At 68.9% G+C, this 20,966-nt stretch carries 21 protein-coding genes; 13 read left to right on the plus strand and 8 right to left on the minus strand.

Going from position 1 to position 20,966, the window contains the following annotated elements; translation table 11 throughout:
• The first annotated feature begins 1 nt into the window (after window position 1).
• From xylB to RQG77_RS15415, 5 genes are all read left to right on the plus strand, one after another.
• Window positions 2-1,504 (plus strand): xylulokinase, encoded by a 1,503-nt coding sequence (gene xylB / locus RQG77_RS15395; protein ID WP_311245517.1) that lies wholly within the window; start codon window positions 2-4, stop codon window positions 1,502-1,504.
• Window positions 1,504-2,460, plus strand: coding sequence for an NAD(P)-dependent oxidoreductase (locus RQG77_RS15400; RefSeq protein WP_311245518.1), 957 nt, complete (start codon window positions 1,504-1,506; stop codon window positions 2,458-2,460). The genes xylB and RQG77_RS15400 overlap by 1 nt, the downstream gene beginning before the upstream one ends.
• A gap of 10 nt (window positions 2,461-2,470) precedes the next feature.
• Window positions 2,471-3,427, plus strand: a complete 957-nt coding sequence (locus RQG77_RS15405) for a shikimate dehydrogenase (protein ID WP_311245519.1) — start codon at window positions 2,471-2,473, stop codon at window positions 3,425-3,427.
• Window positions 3,427-4,395, plus strand: coding sequence for an aryldialkylphosphatase (locus RQG77_RS15410; protein ID WP_311245520.1), 969 nt, complete (start codon window positions 3,427-3,429; stop codon window positions 4,393-4,395). The genes RQG77_RS15405 and RQG77_RS15410 overlap by 1 nt, the downstream gene beginning before the upstream one ends.
• A gap of 89 nt (window positions 4,396-4,484) precedes the next feature.
• Window positions 4,485-4,781, plus strand: a complete 297-nt coding sequence (locus RQG77_RS15415) for a putative quinol monooxygenase (protein WP_311245521.1) — start codon at window positions 4,485-4,487, stop codon at window positions 4,779-4,781.
• 423 nt (window positions 4,782-5,204) lie between these two features.
• On the opposite strand, the gene RQG77_RS15420 is transcribed toward RQG77_RS15415, so the two are convergent.
• From RQG77_RS15420 to RQG77_RS15435, 4 genes are all read right to left on the minus strand, one after another.
• Window positions 5,205-6,206, minus strand: coding sequence for an ABC transporter substrate-binding protein (locus RQG77_RS15420; RefSeq protein WP_215170443.1), 1,002 nt, complete (start codon window positions 6,204-6,206; stop codon window positions 5,205-5,207).
• A gap of 49 nt (window positions 6,207-6,255) precedes the next feature.
• Entirely contained in the window at window positions 6,256-7,290 is a 1,035-nt protein-coding gene (locus tag RQG77_RS15425) for an ABC transporter permease (RefSeq protein WP_215170445.1), read from the minus strand.
• Window positions 7,290-8,792 carry a sugar ABC transporter ATP-binding protein gene (locus RQG77_RS15430; RefSeq protein WP_311245522.1) on the minus strand — a complete coding sequence of 501 codons (1,503 nt, stop codon included), beginning with the start codon at window positions 8,790-8,792 and terminating at the stop codon, window positions 7,290-7,292. Before RQG77_RS15430 ends, RQG77_RS15425 begins: the two co-directional genes overlap by 1 nt.
• Before the next feature lie 187 nt (window positions 8,793-8,979).
• A complete protein-coding gene (locus RQG77_RS15435) occupies window positions 8,980-9,849 on the minus strand; it encodes a sugar phosphate isomerase/epimerase family protein (protein ID WP_311245523.1) in 870 nt (289 codons plus the stop codon).
• Between the two features lie 221 nt (window positions 9,850-10,070).
• On the opposite strand from RQG77_RS15435, the gene RQG77_RS15440 reads away from it, so the two are divergent.
• Window positions 10,071-11,072: a LacI family DNA-binding transcriptional regulator gene (locus RQG77_RS15440; RefSeq protein ID WP_215172391.1), complete on the plus strand. Its 1,002-nt coding sequence runs from the start codon at window positions 10,071-10,073 to the stop codon at window positions 11,070-11,072.
• A 12-nt stretch (window positions 11,073-11,084) separates the two neighbouring features.
• Here RQG77_RS15440 and RQG77_RS15445 read toward each other — a convergent pair whose 3' ends face one another.
• Both RQG77_RS15445 and RQG77_RS15450 read right to left on the minus strand, forming a co-directional pair.
• Window positions 11,085-12,068: an aldo/keto reductase gene (locus RQG77_RS15445; protein ID WP_311245524.1), complete on the minus strand. Its 984-nt coding sequence runs from the start codon at window positions 12,066-12,068 to the stop codon at window positions 11,085-11,087.
• Window positions 12,055-13,350 (minus strand): L-fuconate dehydratase, encoded by a 1,296-nt coding sequence (locus tag RQG77_RS15450; RefSeq protein WP_311245525.1) that lies wholly within the window; start codon window positions 13,348-13,350, stop codon window positions 12,055-12,057. The genes RQG77_RS15445 and RQG77_RS15450 overlap by 14 nt, the downstream gene beginning before the upstream one ends.
• Before the next feature lie 134 nt (window positions 13,351-13,484).
• Between RQG77_RS15450 and RQG77_RS15455 the strand changes: the two genes are divergently transcribed.
• Complete coding sequence (locus RQG77_RS15455; RefSeq protein ID WP_311245526.1) at window positions 13,485-14,345, plus strand: fumarylacetoacetate hydrolase family protein; 861 nt, start codon at window positions 13,485-13,487, stop codon at window positions 14,343-14,345.
• Complete coding sequence (locus RQG77_RS15460) at window positions 14,327-15,097, plus strand: SDR family oxidoreductase (protein ID WP_311245527.1); 771 nt, start codon at window positions 14,327-14,329, stop codon at window positions 15,095-15,097. Before RQG77_RS15455 ends, RQG77_RS15460 begins: the two co-directional genes overlap by 19 nt.
• A gap of 53 nt (window positions 15,098-15,150) precedes the next feature.
• Here RQG77_RS15460 and RQG77_RS15465 read toward each other — a convergent pair whose 3' ends face one another.
• Window positions 15,151-16,131 (minus strand): amidohydrolase family protein, encoded by a 981-nt coding sequence (locus RQG77_RS15465; protein WP_311245528.1) that lies wholly within the window; start codon window positions 16,129-16,131, stop codon window positions 15,151-15,153.
• A gap of 46 nt (window positions 16,132-16,177) precedes the next feature.
• On the opposite strand from RQG77_RS15465, the gene RQG77_RS15470 reads away from it, so the two are divergent.
• On the plus strand, window positions 16,178-16,855 hold the full coding sequence (locus RQG77_RS15470; protein WP_311245529.1) for a FadR/GntR family transcriptional regulator: 678 nt from the start codon (window positions 16,178-16,180) through the stop codon (window positions 16,853-16,855).
• A gap of 115 nt (window positions 16,856-16,970) precedes the next feature.
• On the opposite strand, the gene RQG77_RS15475 is transcribed toward RQG77_RS15470, so the two are convergent.
• The gene (locus tag RQG77_RS15475) at window positions 16,971-17,633 is read right to left on the minus strand and encodes a transaldolase family protein (RefSeq protein WP_311245530.1); all 663 of its coding nucleotides are present in this window, start codon (window positions 17,631-17,633) and stop codon (window positions 16,971-16,973) included.
• A 107-nt stretch (window positions 17,634-17,740) separates the two neighbouring features.
• Between RQG77_RS15475 and RQG77_RS15480 the strand changes: the two genes are divergently transcribed.
• The 4 genes from RQG77_RS15480 (at window position 17,741) to RQG77_RS15495 (ending at window position 20,965) form a co-directional block, all read left to right on the plus strand.
• Window positions 17,741-18,691: a ribokinase gene (locus tag RQG77_RS15480; RefSeq protein WP_311245531.1), complete on the plus strand. Its 951-nt coding sequence runs from the start codon at window positions 17,741-17,743 to the stop codon at window positions 18,689-18,691.
• A gap of 16 nt (window positions 18,692-18,707) precedes the next feature.
• Window positions 18,708-19,112: a D-ribose pyranase gene (rbsD, locus tag RQG77_RS15485; RefSeq protein ID WP_056313840.1), complete on the plus strand. Its 405-nt coding sequence runs from the start codon at window positions 18,708-18,710 to the stop codon at window positions 19,110-19,112.
• Between the two features lies 1 nt (window position 19,113).
• Window positions 19,114-19,917 carry a GntR family transcriptional regulator gene (locus RQG77_RS15490; RefSeq protein WP_056313838.1) on the plus strand — a complete coding sequence of 268 codons (804 nt, stop codon included), beginning with the start codon at window positions 19,114-19,116 and terminating at the stop codon, window positions 19,915-19,917.
• A gap of 97 nt (window positions 19,918-20,014) precedes the next feature.
• The gene (locus tag RQG77_RS15495) at window positions 20,015-20,965 is read left to right on the plus strand and encodes a hypothetical protein (RefSeq protein ID WP_311245532.1); all 951 of its coding nucleotides are present in this window, start codon (window positions 20,015-20,017) and stop codon (window positions 20,963-20,965) included.
• Window position 20,966 lies beyond the last annotated feature (1 nt).

The following is a 20,966-nucleotide window of genomic DNA, read 5'->3' on the forward strand; positions in this document are numbered from 1 at the left end:
CATGCTGATCGCGCACGATCTGGGGACGACCGGCAACAAGGCCTCCCTGCACCATGACGACGGCCGCCTCGTCACCTCTGTCACCGTCCCCTATCCGGCGCACTTCGCCGCGGGCGGCATCGCCGAGCAGAACCCGGCGGACTGGTGGGATGCCGTCGTCTCAGCGACCCGACAGCTGATCGCTCGCGCCGGCGTCGGGCCCGAGACCATCGGAGGCCTGGTCGTCAGCGGCCAGATGATGGGCACCGTGCTGCTCGACGCTCAGGGCGAGCCGGTGCGTCCGGCGATCATCTGGGCAGACACCCGCTCGGGCGCGCAGACCCGCGCGCTCGAGCAGCGCCTCGGCGCGGAGGATGCCTACCGCGTGCTCGGCCATCGACTGAACCCCACCTACTCGCTCGAGAAGATCATGTGGGTGCGCGACAACGAGCCCGAGGTGTGGGCGCGCGTGCGCCACTTCTGCGTCGCCAAGGACTACATCGTCTACCGCCTCACCGGGCGCCTCGCCACCGAGCGCTCCGACGCCTCGGGCACCAACGCCTACGACCAGCTGCGCGGCACCTGGTCGGCCGACGTGCTCGCCGCAGCAGAACTCGACGCCGCGCTCTTCCCCGAGATCCTCGACTCGACGACCGTCGCGGGGGTCCTCACGACCGCGTCTGCGGATGCGCTCGGGCTCCCGGCATCCGTCCGCGTCGTGATGGGCGGCGGAGACGGACCGCTGGCCGCCGTCGGCTCGGGCATCGTCGCGCCCGAAGACGGCGCGTACGTGTGCCTGGGCACCTCTTCGTGGATCTCGTTCGCGAGCCTCGCTCCGCTGCACGATCCGCAGATGCGCACCATGACGTTCGACAACGTGGTGCCCGGCTCGTTCGTGCCGACCGCGACCATGCAGGCCGGCGGCGCATCGGTGCAGTGGATCGCCGAGGCGCTCTCCCCCGACCCCGCGCACCCCGACACCGCGCGGCTGACGGCCGAGGCCGGAGGCGATCTCGACACGGAAGACCTCTACTTCCTCCCCTACCTGCTCGGCGAGCGCTCTCCGCTGTGGGACCCGCACGCCCGCGGAGCCTTCGTCGGCCTCAGTCGCCACCACACCCGAGCCCACCTCACCCGCGCCGTGCTCGAGGGCGTGGCGTACAACCTGCTCACCTGCATCCAGGCGTTCCGCGAATCCGGAGCGGCGATCGACCGGATCGACGCGGTCGGCGGCGGCGCCCAGAGCGACGCGTGGCTCAGCATCCTCGCCGATGTCTGGGGAGTTCCGATCCGCCGCCGCACGATCGTCGAAGAGGCCAACAGCCTCGGCGCCGCGGTCACCGGCGCCGTGGGACTCGGCCTGGCCGACTTCTCGGCGGCACGCGCGCTCAGCGAGGTGACGGCGGAGTTCACACCGGATACCGGTCGGCACGCCGTGCACGCGCAGCGCCACGCCCGCTTCGTCGACGCCTACACCGCGCTCGAGCCGTGGTTCGCCCAGGCCCCCGCCACCGGGGACGCCTGATGGGAGTCATCCTCGCCACCAGCCGCTCGTTCTCGGACGGCGAGCTCGACCTCGTCGGGCGCGCGCATGCCGCCGGCCACGAGATCGTCCGCGGCCCCGCGCATCACGGGCTCACCGAGCTCGCGCCCCTGCTCGCCGCGGCCGAGGGGTGGATCGCCGGCACGGGCCCTGTGACCGACGAGCACCTCGCCGCCGCCCCGAATCTCAAGGTCGTCGCCCGCTACGGCGTCGGCACCGAGGCGGTCGACCTCGATGCGGCGCTGCGGCGCGGCATCCCCGTGACCAACACCCCGGGCGCGAATGCGGATGCCGTCGCCGACCACGCCGTCGGACTCATGCTCGCGGCCCTCCGGTTCATCCCCGACGGCGATCGCCGCGTGCGCGTCGGCGACTGGGCTGTGCGGCGCGGCCGCGAACTCGGAGCCGCCACCGTCGGCATCGTGGGCTTCGGCCGCATCGGCCAGGGCGTCGCCCGACGCCTCAGCGGTTTCGGTGCCCGAGTGCTCGCCGCCGACCCGTTCCTGCCGGCCGACGTCATCGCCGAACGCGGGGCCGAGCCGGTCGACCTCGATGAGCTGTTCCGCGCCGCCGACCTGATCACCCTGCACGCCCCCGGGGGCCAGACGCTCGTCGATGCGACGCGCCTCGACAGCATCCGGCCCGGGATGATCCTGGTGAACACCGCCCGCCCCGACCTTGTCGACGAGCCCGCGCTGGCGCAGGCTCTGCACGACGGACGCCTCGGCGGATACGCCGCCGACACCCTGCACGGCGACACCGCGGCGAGCGCGAGTCCGCTGCTGGCGCCCGACCTCGCCGACCGCGTGACCGTCACCCCGCACCTCGGCGCGCAGACCACGCAGGCCGTCGACAACATGGGCTCGATGTCGCTCGACGACGTGCTCGCCGTCCTCGCGGGCCGCCTGCCCGCTCACCCCGTCTCTCCCCGACCCTGAAGGAATCGTCATGACCCTCACCGACACCCCCGCCACTCCCGCGACTCCCGAGACCGGCGGCTACATGGGCTTCGTCGGCGTGAGCACCGGATCGTCGTCGATCATGAAGGTGTTCCCGAAATGGGCCGAGGTGCTGGGCCTGCCCACCGAGAACCTGATCGGGCATGACCTGCCGATGGATGCCACGCCTGAGCAGTACGTCGCGATGGTCGAGCAGATCCGCGACGACCCTCAGCACCGGGGCGCGCTCGTCACGACCCACAAGATGAACGTCTTCTCGGCGGCATCCGACCTCTTCGACGAGCTCGACCCGTTCGCCGTGTCGTGCTCTGAGATCTCGAGCATCTCGAAGCGGGGCGACCGTCTGATCGGCCGCGCGAAAGACCCTCTCACCGTCGACCTCGCCCTGAACGACTTCCTGCCGGCCGACCACTTCGCCCGCACCGAAGGGGAGGTCGTGATCCTCGGCGCCGGCGGCTCGGGCACGGCCCTCAGCTGGGCACTGGCAGAGCGGGCGGATGCTCCGGCGAAGATCACCGTGACCGCCCGCGACGACGGCAGGCTCGACCACCTGCGCGAGGTGCACCGCCAGCACGGCACCGCCGACGGGCTGATCGCGTACGCGCGCACCGACACGGTGCAGGATGCCGCGGCGATCGTCGCGGCGGCACCCGCGGGGTCGCTGATCGTGAACGCCACGGGCCTCGGCAAGGATCGCCCCGGCTCGCCGCTGCCCGACGACGTCGCGTTCCCCGAGAGCGCGTGGGTGTGGGAGTTCAACTACCGCGGGTCGCTCGAGTTCCTGCATCAGGCGCGGGCTCAGGAGGCCCCGCGTGGTCTGCATGTGGTCGACGGCTGGCGGTACTTCATCCATGGCTGGTCGCAGGTCGTCGCCGACGTGTTCGAGATCGACCTCACCCCCGAGATCGTCGAACGGCTCGCCGAGGCTGCCGAAGCGGTGCGCTGATGCCGGTCGTGCGCACGGTGCTCGGCGACATCGACCCCGCGCAGCTCGGAGCGACGAACTATCACGAGCACCTCTTCCAGATCTCGCCGCTGCTGGTGGGCGACGAGCTCGACGACGAAGACCTCTCCGGGCAGGAGGCCGCCCTGCTGAAGGCCAGCGGCTTCGCGGCGATGGTGGATGCGACCCCGTTCGGGCTCGGGCGAGACCCCGAGGGGGTCGCACGCATCAGCGCCGGCACCGGGATGCACGTCGTCGCGACCACCGGTCGCCACCGCGAGGCGCACTACGGCGACGACCACCCGATGCACGCGTGGAGCGCCGAGCGTCTGACCGCGCTGTTCGTCGCCGAGGTGACGCGCGGGATGCCCGTCGACGACGCGCTGGTGTTCGAGACGCCCGACGTGGCCCGTGCAACGGCTCCCGATGGCATGCCCGTGCGCGCCGGAATGCTCAAGGCGGGTGTCGACTACTGGCGCATCAGCGCGTTCGAGCGCACGACGCTGCTCGCGGTCGCGGCGGCGCATCGGGAGACAAGCGCGCCGATCATGGTGCACCTGGAGTTCTGCACCGCCGCGCACGAGGTGCTCGACGTGCTCGATGCCGAGGGCGTCGCATCCGATCGCGTCGTGCTCGCGCACGCCGACCGCGATCCGGACTCGGGTCTGCACGCCTCCCTCGCCGAGCGCGGCGCGTACCTCGGATACGACGGATTCGCACGCCCGCGCACCCGGTCGGATGCCGAGCTGCTCGCCCTCACCGAGAAGGTCGTGGCACTCGGCGCGGTCGATCGGGTGCTGCTCGGCGGCGACGTCGCCCGCCGCACCCGGTACCTCTCTTACGGAGGCATGCCCGGACTCGCCTACCTCGGCGAGCGCTACCTGCCGCGACTGCGGTCTGCGGTCGGCGACGACGCGGTAGAGCGGATGCTGGTCGCTAACCCGGCGCGCCTGCTCACCCTGTCGCCCTGATCCCGCATCGCCTGCCCCGCATCCCGTACCCCGCATCCCGCATCCCGTATCCCGTATCCCGCATCCCGTATCCACCCCGAGGAGCCCTCATGGCCGAGCCGACCATCCTGCACGCCGTGTTCACCGCACGCCCCGAGAAGGGCGACGAGGTCGCCGCACTGCTCCGCGATTTCGCCGAGGTCGTGCGAGCCGAAGAGGGCAACGTCGTGTTCGATGCGACGCGCCTCGTCGATGACCCCGACCGGTTCTTCGTTTACGAGGTCTACCGCGACGAGGCGGCCTTCCGGGCGCACATCGCAGCCCCGGCCGGTGTGCCGTTCAACGAGGCGCTGCAGCAGCTGATCGTCGAACCGTCGTCGATCCTCACCTTCCTTCGCCGGATCTGACGGCGCGCTCCCCTCCCCGGCATCCCCCCTCACACCTGCATGCCCCCGCCTCACACCTGCAGCCCCCGACTCACACCTGCATGCCGAGAACACACCTGCATGCCGATTCCGCGCGGCTGGGCCTGCATCCGTGATCTGAGCACGCACCTGTGCACGGATACCTCACCCGCACCCCTCCCGCATCCACCCCTCACACCTGCAGCCCCTCACACCTGCCGCCCGTCACACCTGCATGCCCAGAACACACCTGCATGCCGATTCCGCGCGTCTGGGCCTGCATCCGTGATCTGAGCATGCACCTGTGCACGGATGCCGCCAGCCCCCGGCCACCCGGCACACAGAAAACCACCCGGCACACAGAAAGCCCCGGGCACGCAGAAGCCCCCCGCCCGAAGGCGAGGGGCTTCCGTCGATCTCAGCGCATCACTCGTAGAGGACGGCTGCGATCTTCTCGTCGTCGAGGTTGGTGCTGTCGTACCAGTACGAACCGGTGTCGTAGAACTCCTCGACATCCTCGCCGTTGGCTGCGTCGTAGGCCGCCTGCACGACCTGCGCGCCGATGCCGATCGGGTCCTGCGTGATGGCGCCCGCCATCGTGCCGTCCTTGATCGCGTTGATCTGGGCAGCTCCCGAGTCGAAGCCGACGATCGTGATCTTGCCCTTCTCGAGACCGAGCTCGTTCACGGCGTTCACGACGCCGATGGCCGAACCCTCGTTGGTGCCGTAGATGCCCTTGAGGTCGGGGTGGGCGGCGATCAGCGTCTTGGCGATGTCGGCCGACTTCAGGTGGTCGCCGTCGCCGTACTGGATGTCGACGATGTCGATGTCGGGGAAGTCCGCCTCGATCTTCTCGACGAATCCGTCACGACGCTCGACACCGGTCGAGTTGATGTTCGAGTGACCGACGATGGCGACCTCGCCCTCGCCTCCGATCAGCTCGGCCATGTGCTCTGCCGCCAGCGCGCCTGCGACCTTGCTGTCGGTCGCCGAGAGGCTGAGTCCGACGTCTCCGTCGCACGGTGCGTCGAAGTAGACGACCGGGATGTCCTTCGACTTCGCCTGCTCGAGCGGGGCGACGCACGCCTCGGGGTCGAGGGCGGCGTAGGCGATGGCATCCGGGTTCTTGTCGATCGCGGTGGTGAGCATCTCGAGCTGCTGGGCGATCTCGGTCTCGGCGGCCGGACCCTCGAACGTGATCTTCACGCCGAGCTCGTCTGCCTTCTCCTGAGCGCCCTGCTTGACTGCCTGCCAGAACTGGTGCTGGAAGCCCTTCGAGACGAGCGCGATGTACATCTCGCCGTCGCCGCTTGCTCCGTCGCCGCCGCTGCCCTCTTCGATGACGTCACCGCCGCCTGCGCAGCCCGCGAAGACGAGGGCGGATGCGGCCACGAGTGCCGCGAATGCGGTCTTCTTGCCGAATTTCATGGAAACTCCATTGTTCTCTGTGTGGTGGTGGGGGGTGTAGATCTGTGGGTCAGGTGCGCTGGCGGTTGCGCAGCGAGTCGAGGAACACGGCCAGCAGCACGACGATGCCGACGACGATGTTCTGCCATTCGGACTGGATCGACATGATGCGCAGGCCGTTGACGAGAACGCTCATGATGAGCGCGCCGATCACGGTGCCGAGGATCGATCCGCGTCCGCCGAGCAGCGACGTGCCGCCGATGATGACCGCGGCGATCGCCTGCAGCTCGTAGCCGGTTCCGATCTGCGGCTGCGCCGAGTCGAGGCGGGCGGCGATCACGATGCCCGCGATGCCGGTGAATGCTCCCGCGAACATGTAGATGAGGATCGTCCAGCGGCGGGTGTTCACACCCGACAGGCGGGTGGCCTCTTCGTTCGAGCCGATCGCGAAGGTGTAGCGACCGAGCAGCGTCTTCGACAGCACCAGCCAGGCGATGATCGCGGCCACCGCGGTGATCAGCACGGCGTTCGGGATGCCGGGGATGATCACGCCGAGCGCGATCTTCTTGAAGTCGGGGGCCGACGTCGAGAAGTAGATCGGCGAGACGTTCGAGATGACCAGGGCGAGACCGCCGGCGATCATCATCATCGCGAGGGTCGCGATGAACGGAGGCAGCCGGAGGAACGTGATGTTGATGCCGTTCACGAGTCCCATCAGCACACCGGTGAGCACGCCGCCGATGACGCCGACCCAGACCGGGAGTCCCATGTTCGTCACGAACACACCGGTCATCACGGCGCAGAGCGCCATGCCGGTTCCGATCGAGAGGTCGATGCCGCCGGTGATGATGACGAACGTCGTGCCGAGGGCGAGGATGCCGATGACCGCGGTCGACAGCAGCACCGTGGCGATGTTGCTGAAGGTGAAGAAGTTCGGGCTGGCGATCGAGAAGAAGATCACCAGGACGATCAGTGTGCCGAACGCGAGCGACTGCTGCAGCTGACGGCGGAGGAACCCGCCGAAGTCGCGCTTGTCTGTGTTCTCGTCGACTGCCGTCTGGATGATCGTCGTCGTCGACGATCCGGGCTGCTGTGGGGTGCTCATCAGTCTTCCTCCCCGTGGGCTGCGAGTTGCATGATCTTCTCCTGGCTGGCTTCCTCGTTGCGGAGCGTCCCGGTGATGCGACCGTTCGCGAAGACCGCGATGCGGTTCGCGACGCGGAGGATCTCCGGCAGTTCCGACGAGATGACGATGATGGACTTGCCCTGGTCAGCGAGCTGCTGCATCAGGCGGTAGATCTCTTCCTTGGCGCCGACGTCGATCCCTCGGGTCGGCTCGTCGAAGATGAGGATGTCGCAGTCGCGCATCAGCCACCGGGCGATGACGACCTTCTGCTGGTTCCCTCCCGAGAGCAGCTTCACGACCTGGTTCACCGAGGGCGTCTTGACCCTCAGCTGCTGGACGTACTCCTTGGTGCGGTTCTTCGCCTTGGCGTCGCCCATCCAGCCGATGCCGTTGGCGTACGACCCGAGGGAGGCGAGCACCGTGTTGAACGTCACGTCCTGCTCGAGCATCAGGCCCAGCAGCTTGCGGTCCTCCGAGAGGTAGCCGAGGCCGTGCTTCACGGCATCCGCCGGCTGTCCGATGCGCACCGGGTCGCCGCCGATCGCGATCGTGCCGCCGTCGCGGTGGTCGGCGCCGATGATCGCCCTCGCGGTCTCGGTGCGGCCTGCGCCCATGAGGCCGGCGAAGCCGAGGATCTCGCCCTTGTGCAGCTGGAACGACACGTCCTTCAGCAGGTTCTTGGTCGAGAGCCCCTGCACGTCGAGCACGATCGGGTCGTTGATGTGATCTCGGGCCTGCGGGCGGGTTCCCTCGTCGATCACGCGGCCGACCATCATCTCGATGATCTTGGGGACACTGACCTCTGATTTCTCCAGTGATCCGATGTATGTGCCGTCTCGGAGCACGGTGACCCGGTCGGCGAGGCGCCGCAACTCGTCCATGCGGTGCGAGATGTAGACGATGCCGGTGCCCGACGCCCGCAGCTGCTCGATGAGCACGAAGAGGGTCTCGGTCTCGGAGTCGGTGAGCGCCGAGGTCGGCTCATCCATGATGAGCACCTTGGCGTTGAACGAGAGCGCCTTGGCGATCTCGACCATCTGCTGCTCGGCCACGGTGAGCTCGCCGACGAGCTGCCGTGGGTTGACCCGGATGCCGAGGCGCTGCAGCAGTTCTGCGGTCTGCGCGTTGAGCTTGCGCTCCGAAAGGAACGGGCCGGTCGTGGGCTCACGGCCCACGAAGATGTTCTGAGCCACGGTGAGATCGGGCATCAGGTTGAGTTCCTGGTGGATGATCGTGATCCCGAGCTGCTGCGCCTGCAGCGGGCTGGTCAGTTCGACCTCCTGGCCCTCGAACGTGATCGTGCCCTCGTCCTTGGTGTAGATCCCCGAGAGGATCTTCATGAGGGTCGACTTTCCCGCGCCGTTCTCGCCCACGAGCACCAGCACCTCACCCGCACGCACCTCGAGGTGCACGTCCTTGAGCGCCTGCACACCGGGGAATCCCTTGCTGATCCCCTCCACTCTGAGAATGGGGTCACTCATGTGCTCACCTGCTTCCTTGAAGGTCGTGATGCGATATTCCAGTCGGGTCCGGAAACATCGGATCAATTCTGCGCCTTACGCCCCACCCTGCGCAAGTTGTATCTAAATGTAACTAAGACTTCTTCAGATGGGAAGACCTGTAATAACAAGTTGGCAACAGGTCGGTCGATCCGGCGTTCGGGCCGGCTCAGTGCAGCCGGATCGAGTCGACCGCGACGAGCTTGTCGCGGATGTAGGCGTTGGCGTGCGCTCCGAGCTCGACATTGTCGGTCCAGAGGTTGCGCCAGATGCCGAGCATGCGGCTGAGGTCGGGTGCGACCACGGCCGATGAGAAGGACTCGAACACGATCGGTCCGTTGTAGCCGATGCGGCCGAGCGCCTTGAAGAAGGTGTCGAAGTCGACGGTGCCGGTGCCGAGGTAGCCGCGGTGGCTCTCGCCGATGTGCACGTACCGCAGGGCGGGAGCGGCATCGAGCACCGGCGCGAACATATCCGACTCCTCGATGTTCATGTGGTACGTGTCGAGGTGGATGCCGAGGTTCGGTCGCTGCACCTCGTCGAGGTAGGCGAGCGCCTGGCGTGCGGTGTTCAGCACGTTGGTCTCGTAGCGGTTGACGACCTCGAGCGACACCGAGATTCCGCGCTCGGCAGCGTGGTCGGCGACGCGGGCGATCGTGCGGCGACTGCCGACGAGCCCCTCGGGGGTCACCGGATCCATGTACTTCTGCATGGCGCTGTAGATCACCCCGCAGAAGTGCTGCCCACCGAGGTCGGCGAGCACGTCGACGGCCTTGAGCAGCAGCGCCTCTCCCGCAGCCACGACGGCCGGGTCGGAGCTGGTGACGTCGGTCGCCCCCGAGAGCCCCAGCGAGGCGCTGACGGCGAGATCGTGCTCTTCGAGCGCATCCCTCGCGGCGGCGACATCGAACGAGAACGGATCCATGAGGGGGAACTCGATCAGGTCGAACCCCGCCGCCTTGGTCTTCTCGACGGAGAGGCGGATGCCGTCGGCATCGAAGTGTCCGGTCCAGACGAGCCCGTGGCATCCGATGTTCATGAGACCTCTCGGAGACGGGTGTGCGGCACCTTCGCCTCGGCAGGATTGGCACGTTGCAACTCTGCGTTCAGGTCACGGTACGTGGCGGGAGGATGCGCTGTCAAGAACTTTCTTGGCACGTTGCAATCGCTGGGCTACTGTGGACACGCCAGCGCCGCGCGGGCGCGCAGTCGCACTCGCGCACGCGCGCACCCGCGCACCCGCCGTCGACAGGGAACCCCATGCCAGCCAGCGTCAAAGACGTCGCCGCCCTCGCCGGGGTCTCCTCCTCGACCGTCTCGAACTACCTCAACCACCCCCATGTGCTCGGAGAGTCGAGCGCCGCGAAGGTCAGGGACGCGATCGAGCAGCTCGGCTACGTGCCGAACGAATCGGCCAGACAGCTGCGCGCGGGGTCGAGCAAGGCGCTCGCGCTGATCCTGCTCGACGCCTGGCTGCCGTACTTCCACGAGCTCTCCCGCGGCGTCGAAGACGTGGCGCGCGAAGAAGGCTGGTCGCTCTTCTTCAGCAACAGCAATCGCGACGCCGGCACCGAGCGCCGCAACATCGACATGTTCGAGGCGCACCGAGTGCAGGGCATCGTCATCTATCCCCTCGAAGACGTGGTGCCCCGCCTCGAACAGCTCTCAGACCGCGGCATCCGCTCGGTCGTGGTCGGGCCCATCCCCGATTCCGACACCGTCGGCTCGGTGCAGTTCGACGACCGCGGCGGCGGACGCCTCGCAGGCGCGCATCTGCTGTCGATCGGTCGCTCGCGCATCCTGTTCCTCGGGGCGCCGAGCGTGAGCCAGTCGAACGACCGGCTGCAGGGTCTTCGCGATGCGGTCGCAGGCTCGGACGCCACGCTCGAGGTGCTCGATGTGCCGCACCTCACGACCGAGGACGGGCTCGAGATCGCCGAGCGGATCACCGCTCTCCCCGCCTCGGAGCGCCCTGACGCGATCTTCGCCGCGAACGACATGGTCGCGATCGGGGTACTCACCCAGCTGCTGCGTCAGGGCATCCGCGTGCCGGAGGAGATCGCGCTGGTCGGCTTCGACGACGTCGCCCAGGCGCACCAGAGCGTGGTGCCGCTGACGAGCGTGCGGCAGCCCGGGTATGAGATCGGGCGGGCGGCGGGGGCGGCGCTGATCCGCCAGCTCACCGACCCCGCCGCCGACCTGCCCGCGCCGACGCCGTTCGCCGCCGAGCTGGTCGTCCGCGAGTCGACCGTCGGCCGCTGAGCTCACGCCGGCTCAGGCCGGGATCAGCCCCTCGACGGCGAGCTCAGCCCACAGGGCGCCGGGAATCTCGAGCGCCGCGTACTCCGCGTTCTGCTGCAACTGCCCCGGCCTGCTGCCGCCGACGACCACCGAGCGCACCACATCGGACTGCAGGGGGAACTGGATGGCGGCCGCGGGCAGCGGCACGTCGTGCTCGGCGCACACCGCTGCGATGCGCAGCAGCCGGTCCCAGAGCTCGTCGGGAAGCTGGCCGTACTCGTACCGCCCGTCGCGCCGCGGCTCACTCGACGCGAGCAGCCCCGAGTTGAACACCGATGCTGCGACGATCCCCGTTCCGGTCTCGCGACAGGCCGGCAGCACGTCGACGGCCGCGGGCTGTTCGAGCAGCGTGTACCGCCCGGCGACCATGACGAGATCGAGGTCTGCCGAGCGCACAGATGCGGCGAGCGCCTCCGACACCATCGACCCGATTCCGACGGCGGTCACCTGGCCGTCGGCGCGCAGCTGCTCGAGCGCCGGCAGCGCTTCGGCGAGCGCGAGATCCAGGTCGTGCCGCTCGGGGTCGTGCAGGTACAGCAGATCGATGCGCTCGATGCCGAGGCGTTCGCGCGACTCATCGAGGCTCGTACGGATCCCCGATGCCGAGAAGTCCCACACGCGCTGGAGGTCGTCGGGCACGTGGAAGTCGTTCGCCGTGTCGAGGCCGCCGTCATGCTCGGGGTTCGGCCGCAGCAACCGCCCGACCTTCGTCGACAGCATGAACTCGCCTCGGGGCTTCGTCTGCAGGAAGGCCCCGAGACGACGCTCCGACAGCCCGAGCCCGTAGTGCGGAGCCGTGTCGAAGTAGCGGATGCCGCTGTCCCACGCCGCATCCAGCACGGCCCACGACTCGTCGTCGCTCAGCTCGCGGAAGAGGTTTCCGACGTTCGCGGCGCCGTATCCGAGGGTCGGGATCGCCAGCCCCGCACCCGCCACAACACCGTCAGACCCCGACATGCTGACCCGTCCACGTGTAGGCGGCGATGCTCTCGGCCTTCATCTCCATGCCCGAGCCTGCCGCGGTCGGCGCCATGTACGAGCCGCCCTGGATGTCGGTGGGGATCATGAAGTGCTCGTGCAGGTGGTCGACGAACTCGATCATCCGGCCCTCGCGCGTGCCGGTGACGGCGACGAAGTCGAACATCGACAGGTGCTGCACCGCCTCGCACAGACCGACACCTCCGGCGTGCGGGCAGACCGGGACTCCGAACTTCGCGGCCAGCAGCAGGTTGGCGATGTTCTCGTTGACGCCCGCGACGCGCACCGCGTCGATCTGCATGACCGAGATCGCGTCAGCCTGCAGCAGCTGCTTGAAGATCACCCGGTTCTGCGCGTGCTCGCCGGTGGCGACCCTGATCGGTGCCACACCTCTCGCGATCTCGGCGTGACCGAGCACGTCGTCAGGACTCGTGGGCTCCTCGATCCACGCGGGGTGGAACTCGGCGAGCGCGTTCACCCACTCGATCGCCTCCGACACCTCCCAGCGCTGGTTCGCATCGATCGCGATCGGGAAGTCGGGTCCGCAGACCTCGCGGGCCTTGCGGAACCGACGGATGTCGTCGTCGAGGTCGGCACCGACCTTGAGCTTGATCTGGGTGAAGCCGTCGGCCATCGCCTCGCGAGCGAGCCGCTCGAGCTTCTCGTCGGAGTACCCCAGCCAGCCGGGGCTCGTCGTGTATCCGGGGTATCCGGTGGCGAGCAGCTCGCGCTCCCGCTCGAGTCGACCGGGCTCGGCCGCGCGCAGGATCTCGAGTGCGTCCTCGGGCGTCAGCGCATTGGTCAGGTAGCGGAAGTCGACGAGTCCGACGAGCTCCTCCGGCGTCATCCGCGCGAGCAACTGCCACAGCGGCAGGCCGGCGCGCTTGGCCTTGATGTCCCACAGCGCATTGATGACCGCGCCGATGGCCATGTGCATGACGCCCTTCTCGGGGCCGAGCCACCGCAGCTGCGAGTCGCCGATGATGTCACGGAACGTCGTGCCCATGTCGTCGAGCAGCGGTTCGATCTCGCGGCCGACCAGGTGACCTGCGAGCGCGTCGATCGCGGCCACCTGCACGTCGTTGCCGCGGCCGATGGTGAAGACGAACGCGTGACCATCGACGCCGTCTTCGGCATCCGTGCGCACGATCACGTACGCGGCCGAGTAATCGGGGTCGGGGTTCATGGCATCCGACCCGTCCAGACTCAGCGACGTGGGGAAGCGGATGTCGGTCGTGTCGAGGGCGACGATGCGGCTCACGGGTTCCTCTCGGGCACGGGACGGATATCCGTGCAGATCTCTTGGAGTGTAAACATCCGATGTCTATACTGTCAACGAGACGGGCCGCCCCGGCGTGCCCCTCTCACCCGGCATCCTCACTGATCAGGAGAGACATGAAGTTCGCACGTCTAGGCACCCCCGGTGCCGAGATCCCCGTCCTCGTCGAAGGCGACCGCTATCTCGATCTGCGGGCAGTGACATCCGATGTGAACGGTGATTTCCTCGCCGGCGACTTCCGGGCGCGCATCGAAGCCGCCCGCGCCGCCGACGAGCTCCCCGTGATCGACGAGGCCGCCGCGATGCGCATCGGAGCGCCGATCGCCCGCCCCAGCGCCGTCATCTGCATCGGTCAGAACTACGCGGCCCACGCCCGCGAGTCCGGCTCTGAGCCGCCGACCGTGCCGATCATGTTCCTGAAGACGCCGAACACGGTGGTCGGCCCCAACGACGCAGTCACCATCCCCCGCGGCAGCGAGAAGACCGACTGGGAGGTCGAGCTCGGCATCGTCATCGGCGCCCGCGCCGCCTACCTCGATTCGCCGGAACAGGCCGAGGCGCACATCGCCGGCTATGTCGTGGCGAACGACGTCTCGGAGCGCGCCTTCCAGATGGAGGTCTCGGGCGGGCAGTGGTCGAAGGGCAAGATCGCTCCCGGCTTCAACCCGACCGGCCCGTGGCTCGTCACCCCCGACGAGGTCGACGTCGACAACCTGCAGTTGCGCAGCTGGGTCAACGGCGAGCCGAGGCAGGACTCGAACACGAACGACATGATCTTCGACGTGCGCGTTATCGTGCACCACCTGTCGCAGTACGTCACGCTCGAGCCTGGCGACCTGATCCTCACCGGCACCCCGCAGGGCGTCGCGTTCGGGGGCAGGTTCCCGTACCTGCGGGCCGGCGACGTCGTCGAGATCGAGATCGAAGGACTCGGGCACCAGCGCCAGGAGTTCGTGGCATGGGAGGCACAGAAGTGAGCACTGCACTCGACGGACTCGTCGCGATCGTCACCGGCGGAGCATCCGGCATCGGGGCCGCCATCGCCGCCCGCCTGCACGCCGATGGGGCGCAGATCGCGGTGCTCGACCGCGACACCTCAGGAGCGGATGCCGCGTTCGCCGCGTTCACGGCCGACGTGTCCGACCGCGCTTCGGTGGATGCCGCCGTCGCGGCCGTCGCAGCGAAGTTCGGCCGCATCGACATCGTGGTGAACAACGCCGGGGTCGGCGCGCAGGGCGACATCACGGCGAACGACGACGACGAGTGGGCGCGTGTGCTCTCGATCAACGTCACCGGCATCGCCCGCGTCACCTCGGCGGCACTGCCGTGGCTCAAGAAGTCTCCGAGTGCGGCCGTCTGCAACACGGCATCCATCGCGTCGTCGACCGGCCTGCCGCAGCGCGCCCTCTACAGCGCGTCGAAGGGGGCCGTCTCTGCCCTGACCCGCGCCATGGCGGCCGATCATCTGCGCGAGGGCATCCGCGTCAACGCCGTGAACCCCGGCACCGCCGACACCCCCTGGGTCGGACGCCTGCTCGACTCTGCCGACGATCCGGCCGCCGAGCGGGCCGCCCTCGAGGCCCGCCAGCCGCACGGCCGCCTGGTCTCGCCCGACGAGGTCGCCGCAGCTGTCGCGTACCTCGTGAGCCCCGCCGCGGGATCCACCACGGGAACGTTCATCGAGGTCGACGGTGGCATGGCGCAGCTGCGCCTGCGTCCCGCCGGCTGAGTCACCGCATCCGGCTGGCTGCGCCGACCGCAACCTCGCCTACGGCCACTCGCCTACGGGCGCTCGCCGCGCAGCCAGCCGAGGATGCCGCGGCGCGGCCGCTCCTCCCGCGCATCCTGATGCGCGGGCCGCTGGCCCACACGATAGAACTCCTCGGCATTGCGCCAGAGGATCGCGTCGACGTCGTGTCCGCGGCGCTCAGCCCAGGCGATCACGGCATCGGCCCATCGGCTCCGCGCCGTCGGCTGGTAGGTCGGCGAGCCGTCCTCCGGAGCGTGCGGATCACCCTCCTCCGCAGGGCCGATCACCGAGACCGGCCAGTCGCTCCCCCACATCAGCTTCTCGACACCGAACGCATCCGCCGCGGCGTCGAGGAACGGCTCGAGCTGCTCAGCCGACCAGTCGCCGCCCGCTTCGCCAGGCAGGCCCGACAGCTTGCACCACACGTGCGGATGCCGCGCCAGATCGTCGAGATCACGCACCCATTCCATCGTCGGCGCGACCGGAGCATCCGCCGTGCCGACCTGGGGCTTGCCGAGATGATCGAGAACCATCCGCAGTTCGGGCACGGCTCCTGCCAGGCGGGCGATCTCAGGCAGCTGCGAAGCGCGCACGCACGCGTCGAACGACCAGTTCCGGGCGGCGACCTCGCGCGCCCCGGTCACGAACGCGGCGGACACCGCGAGTCCGTCCGGTTCGCCCTGCAGGTTGTGACGCACGCCGACCACCAGCGGCTCGGCGGCCAGACCCTCGAGGTGCGCGGTCGTGTCGGTGCCGCGGTCGAGCCTCGCACCGGCGACGATTCCGACGACACCGACCTCATCGGCCTGATCGGCGACCCACCGCACCTCAGCGAGGAAGTCGTCTTCGATCGTCTCGGCCTGCACGAAGACAGACTTCTCGACCGTGGCGACGTCGATCGGCGAGTGCTCGATCTCGAGCGCCGCGAACTCCCACGCGAGCGGACCCTCCAGCCAGGTGTAGGTCAGAGCATCGGGAGACCACAGGTGCAGGTGCGAATCGAGTACGCGCATGCCCCCATCCTGCCGCAGACATCCGATGAATGGCTAGGATGACGCCATGGCAGTGACTGACGAGGCGATCGAGAAGATCAAGGCGATGATCGTGTCCGGCGAGCTGGCTCCCGGCGATCGACTCCCTCCCGAGAAGGAACTGTCCGAGCGTCTCGGCCTGTCGCGCAACTCGATGCGCGAGGCCGTCAAGGCGCTCGAGGTCATCCGGGTGCTCGACGTGCGCCGCGGCGACGGCACCTATGTGACGAGCCTCGAGCCGCACCTGCTGCTCGAGGCGATCTCGTTCGTCGTCGACATGCACGACGACGACTCGATGCTCGAGATCTTCGCGGTGCGACGGATGCTCGAGTCGCAGGCCACGGGCCTTGCCGCGACCCTCGGCGACGACGACGCGATCGCAGAGCTCGAACGCGAGGTCGACTCGATCGACGCGACGGTCAGCATCGAAGAGCTCGTGGAGCACGACATCCGCTTCCACCGCGAGATCGTGAGCATGGCCGGCAACGCCTACCTCGCCAGCCTCATCGAGCATCTGAGCAGCCAGACCGTGCGCGCCAGGGTGTGGCGCGGGCTCACCGAGGGCGGCGCCGTCGAGCGCACCCTGTCGGAGCATCGGGCGATCGCCGATGCCATCGCGCGCCGGGATTCTGGGCTCGCGACGTCGCTCGCGACCGCGCATATCGCCGGGGTCGAACGGTGGCTGCGCCAGGCCGCATCCGCCTGAGTCGTTCGAATCTCAGCACGGAAGCGTCGTCGGCGACCGCAGATCTGCGAAACCGCGCGGAGCCGGTCCGCCTACTGATACATCCATGCTGGATTGTGAACGAGGCGACCGGGCCTCAGGCCCCGAGTCGCCCCATCGCCGCGTCGAACTCGGCGGCCGAGCTGTCGCTGACCTCGTGGAACAGCACCTGCTCGATCACGTCGGGCGCTGCAGTGAAGTACGGCACCCCCGCGAGCCGCAGACCGGTGATGTCGTCGGGTGAGCGCAGGCTGGCCGCGAGCACGTTCGAACCGCTCCCTGCGCAGACCTCCTGCATGCGGGCGATCACGGCGTCGCCGTCGATGCCGGCATCCCGCATCCGTCCCAGATAGGGGGCGATGTACTGCGCTCCGATCGAGGCGCAGGCCACCGCCTGAGCGACCGAGTACACGGCGGTGACGAGCACGGTCGCACCATCGCGCACGAGAGCGGATGCCGCGGCGAACCCCGCGTGCGTGGCGGGAACCTTCACGGCCACCCGGTCGCCGAGCGCGCGGATGCCCTCGGCGTTGCGGAGGAACGATGCGGTGTCGCCGCCCCACGTCTGGAAGAAGATCTCGCGGGCGCCTTCGCTCGACCAGCGGGCGTACAGGTCGGGGATCTCCGCGGCGGTGCGGCCACCGCGCTCGAGAATCGTGGGGTTGGTCGTCACCCCGTGCACGACCCCTGCGGCGAGGAGGGAGGCGACGCGATCGACGTCCGCGCTGTCGACATAGAGACGGGGGGCCAACACGGTCATCGGGTCTCCTTGCGCACAACCTGTCGTTACAGGTTCGGATTCGGCTAATGTAATGACAGCCGCGGAGGATGTCAAAGCACCCCGCATCGACGACGATCAGGAGTGCCATGACAGCCGCCACCTCGCCCGATCGCACCGGCGTCGTCATCGTCGGCAGTGTGACCGCAGACGTGACGACCTTCTCGACCCGGCTCCCGGCGCGCGGCGAGACCATCCTCGGAGACGAGTTCACCCTCATGCTCGGCGGCAAGGGCGCGAATCAGGCAGTGGCCGCTGGACGCTCAGGGGCTCGCACGAGCTTCGTCGGATGCGTCGGCGACGACCTCTTCCACGACCTCGTCGTCGACGGGCTGAGCGAGGCCGGTGTCGATCTTACGCACCTGCGCACCGTGCCCGGCCCGACGGGCATCGCCCACATCCGCGTCGACGCCTCGGCCCAGAACGACATAGTGATGGTGCCGCTCGCCAACGCCGCCCTCAGCACCGAGCAGATCGATGCGGCACTGGCCGCCCTCGCGCCGACCACGTCGGTGCTGCTGACGCAGCTCGAGACGCCCTCGGCCCTCACCGCGCACATCACGGGGCGCGGCCGCGAGCACGGCATGACCGTGATCCTCGACCCGGCCCCCGCCGCTCCGCTCGACGACGCGGTCTGGGCGAGCATCGACATCGTGACCCCGAACGAGACCGAGGCCTCGGTGCTCAGCGGCATCGAGGTGACGGATGCCGCATCCGCCGCGCTCGCCGGACGCTGGTTCCTCGACCGCGGCGTCGGCGCGGCCGTGATCACGCTCGCGGGCCAGGGGTCGTGCGTCGTGACGGCAGACGGAGCATCCGTCGTCCCGCCCTTCCCCGTCGAGGCGGTCGACACGACCGCCGCCGGTGACGCCTACGCCGGGTACCTCGGTGCGGCGCTCGCGAACGGACGGTCGCTGACCGATGCCGTGCGCGTGGCGACCGCGGCGGGAGCCCTCGCAGTGACGAAGCAGGGCGCATCGCCGAGCCTGCCGCTGCGCGCCGAGGTCGAGGCTTTCCTGGCCGCCCGAGAAGCCCACTGACCCCCTGAGGAGCACCATGCGCAAGACAGCGACGACCATCAATCCCGCCCTCTCCCGGGTGATCAGCGAGACCGGCCACACCGATCTGCTGGTGGTCACCGACGCGGGTCTGCCGATCCCGCCGGGCTCCGAGCGCATCGACCTCGCCTACCGTCCGGGTGCGCCCGCCTTCTTCGACGTGCTCGACACCGTGCTCGCCGAGCTGGTCGTCGAGGGCGCGACCGTCTCGGAGGAGGTCGCCGAGAAGAGCCCCGAGGTGCTGGCGGCGCTGCGCGAGCGCTTCGCCGGCGAAGACTTCGAGATCGAGCTCATCCCGCACGTCGAGTTCAAGAAGCTCACGCATTCGGCGCGCGCGTTCGTGCGCTCGGGCGAGTTCACCCCCTATGCGAATGTGATCCTGCACGCGGGAGTGGCGTACTGACATGAACGACTCGATCGACCGCCACTCCGCCGCGCCCATGTACGACCAGCTGCGCCAGCTGATCGTCGAGGGCATCACCCGAGACGGACTGCAGCCGGGCGACCCGCTGCCGGGAGAGCACCGTCTGTGCGAGCGCTACGGCATCTCGCGCACCGTGGTGCGTCAGGCGCTTGCCCAGCTCGAGCACGAAGGGCTCGTCGAGCGGGTCAAGGGCAAGGGCACGTTCGTGTCGCGTCCGCGCACGAGTGAGAGCCTCGTGCACACCCTGATCGGACTCTACGACGACGTCGAGCGTCGCGGCGGGCACGTGCACAGCGACGTGCTGCGTCACGAGCCGACGGTCGCCGACGACGAGATCGCGGCGGCCCTCGAGGTCGAAGTGGGTTCGCCCGTCGTCGTGCTCGATCGCCTCCGCCACGTCGACGGCGAGCCCTGGTCGCTCTCGACGACCTGGATGCCGGATGCCGTCGGCAGCGTCACCCTCGACGTCGATCTGTCCGAGGCGTCGCTCTACCGTGTGCTCGCCGACAACGGCATCGTGGCAACGAGCGGTGTGCGGTCCGCTGAAGCGACGGTCGCGACGCACGAGCAGGCCCAGCATCTCGGAGTCAGCGCGGGTTCCGCGCTGCTGAGGCTGCGCAGCGTGAGTCGATCAGCCGACGGCATCCCGATCGAGTATTTCGTGGCGCATCATCGCGGTGATCGCTCGCGGTTCGAGTTCCAGCTGCAGCAGGAGCAGTCGCAGGCGTCGCTGCTGCACGTCGACGGCGAAGGAAGCACCTCGCGCGCCGGCACCGTGCGCTAGGCGAGCGAGCCAGACGAGTGAGCTGCACGAGCCGAGACCGCTAGCCTGAAGGCGGAGCACGCGTCGCATCGGGCGACGCGAGCAGGGGGGCAACACCATGGTCGACGACGCGCACTCGAACGGTTCGGATCCGGATGCTGTCATCCCGCCGCCGCCTGCTGCACCCCCCACCGATTGGGCATCCTCCGTTCCGCTGGCGCCGCCCCTGAGCGGGCCGCCGGCTCCTCCCGCTCCTCCCGCGCCGCAGCCGCCGGCACCCGGTGGCCCGTACGGACCACCCTCGCCACCGCTTCCGCCCTATGCCTCGACTCCGCAGGCGGGGCAGTCGGGCCCCTACCCGCCGGCACAGCCGACGCAGTATCCGGCGGGTCAGTACCCGGCAGGGCAGTACCCGGCCCAGCCCGGCCAGTATCCCGCTCAGCCAGGGCAGTACCCGGTCGGGCAGCAGCCGTCGGCCCCCTACGGTTCCGAGTATCCGTACCCCGCGGCGCCTTCGAGCCGCCCGTCGAGCTCCGGCAGGACCGTCGGCATCGTCATCGCGGCCGTCGCGGCGTTCGTGCTGATCATCGTCGTCGGCATCGGGGTGGCAGTGAGCCTCCTGCTGGGCGCGAGCAGCGAACCGGTCTCCGCTCCGCTGCCGTCCGTGACGGCCGCTCCCAGCGCACCCTCCGATGACCCGACCGATGAGGAGCCGCCGTCCGACGACGCCGGCGGCGCCGATGCATCCGGGATCGCCGATGTGCTGCAGTCCAAGATCGACGAGTACAAGCAGCTTCGCGACAGCGGGGCGCTGTGGGAGAGCATCCCCGACAGCGAGTTCAACCGCACAGCCGTGTCGGCGTTCCTGTACTTCCTCGTCGACATGAAGTCGGCGACCCTCTGGGGCGTCGATGAGGCACAGGCGCAGGAGTATCAGGAGCGGATGACGATGCTCGAGGAGCGCCTGCTCGCTCAACAGCCGCTCGGCGACGACATCAAGATCACTCTCGAAGACAAGGTCTTCACGTACGACGGCGAGACGGGCGAGGGCGGCTACACCGCCAAGTAGC

It is taken from the genome of Microbacterium sp. WCS2018Hpa-23 (assembly GCF_031843845.1).
Lineage (GTDB): Bacteria > Actinomycetota > Actinomycetes > Actinomycetales > Microbacteriaceae > Microbacterium.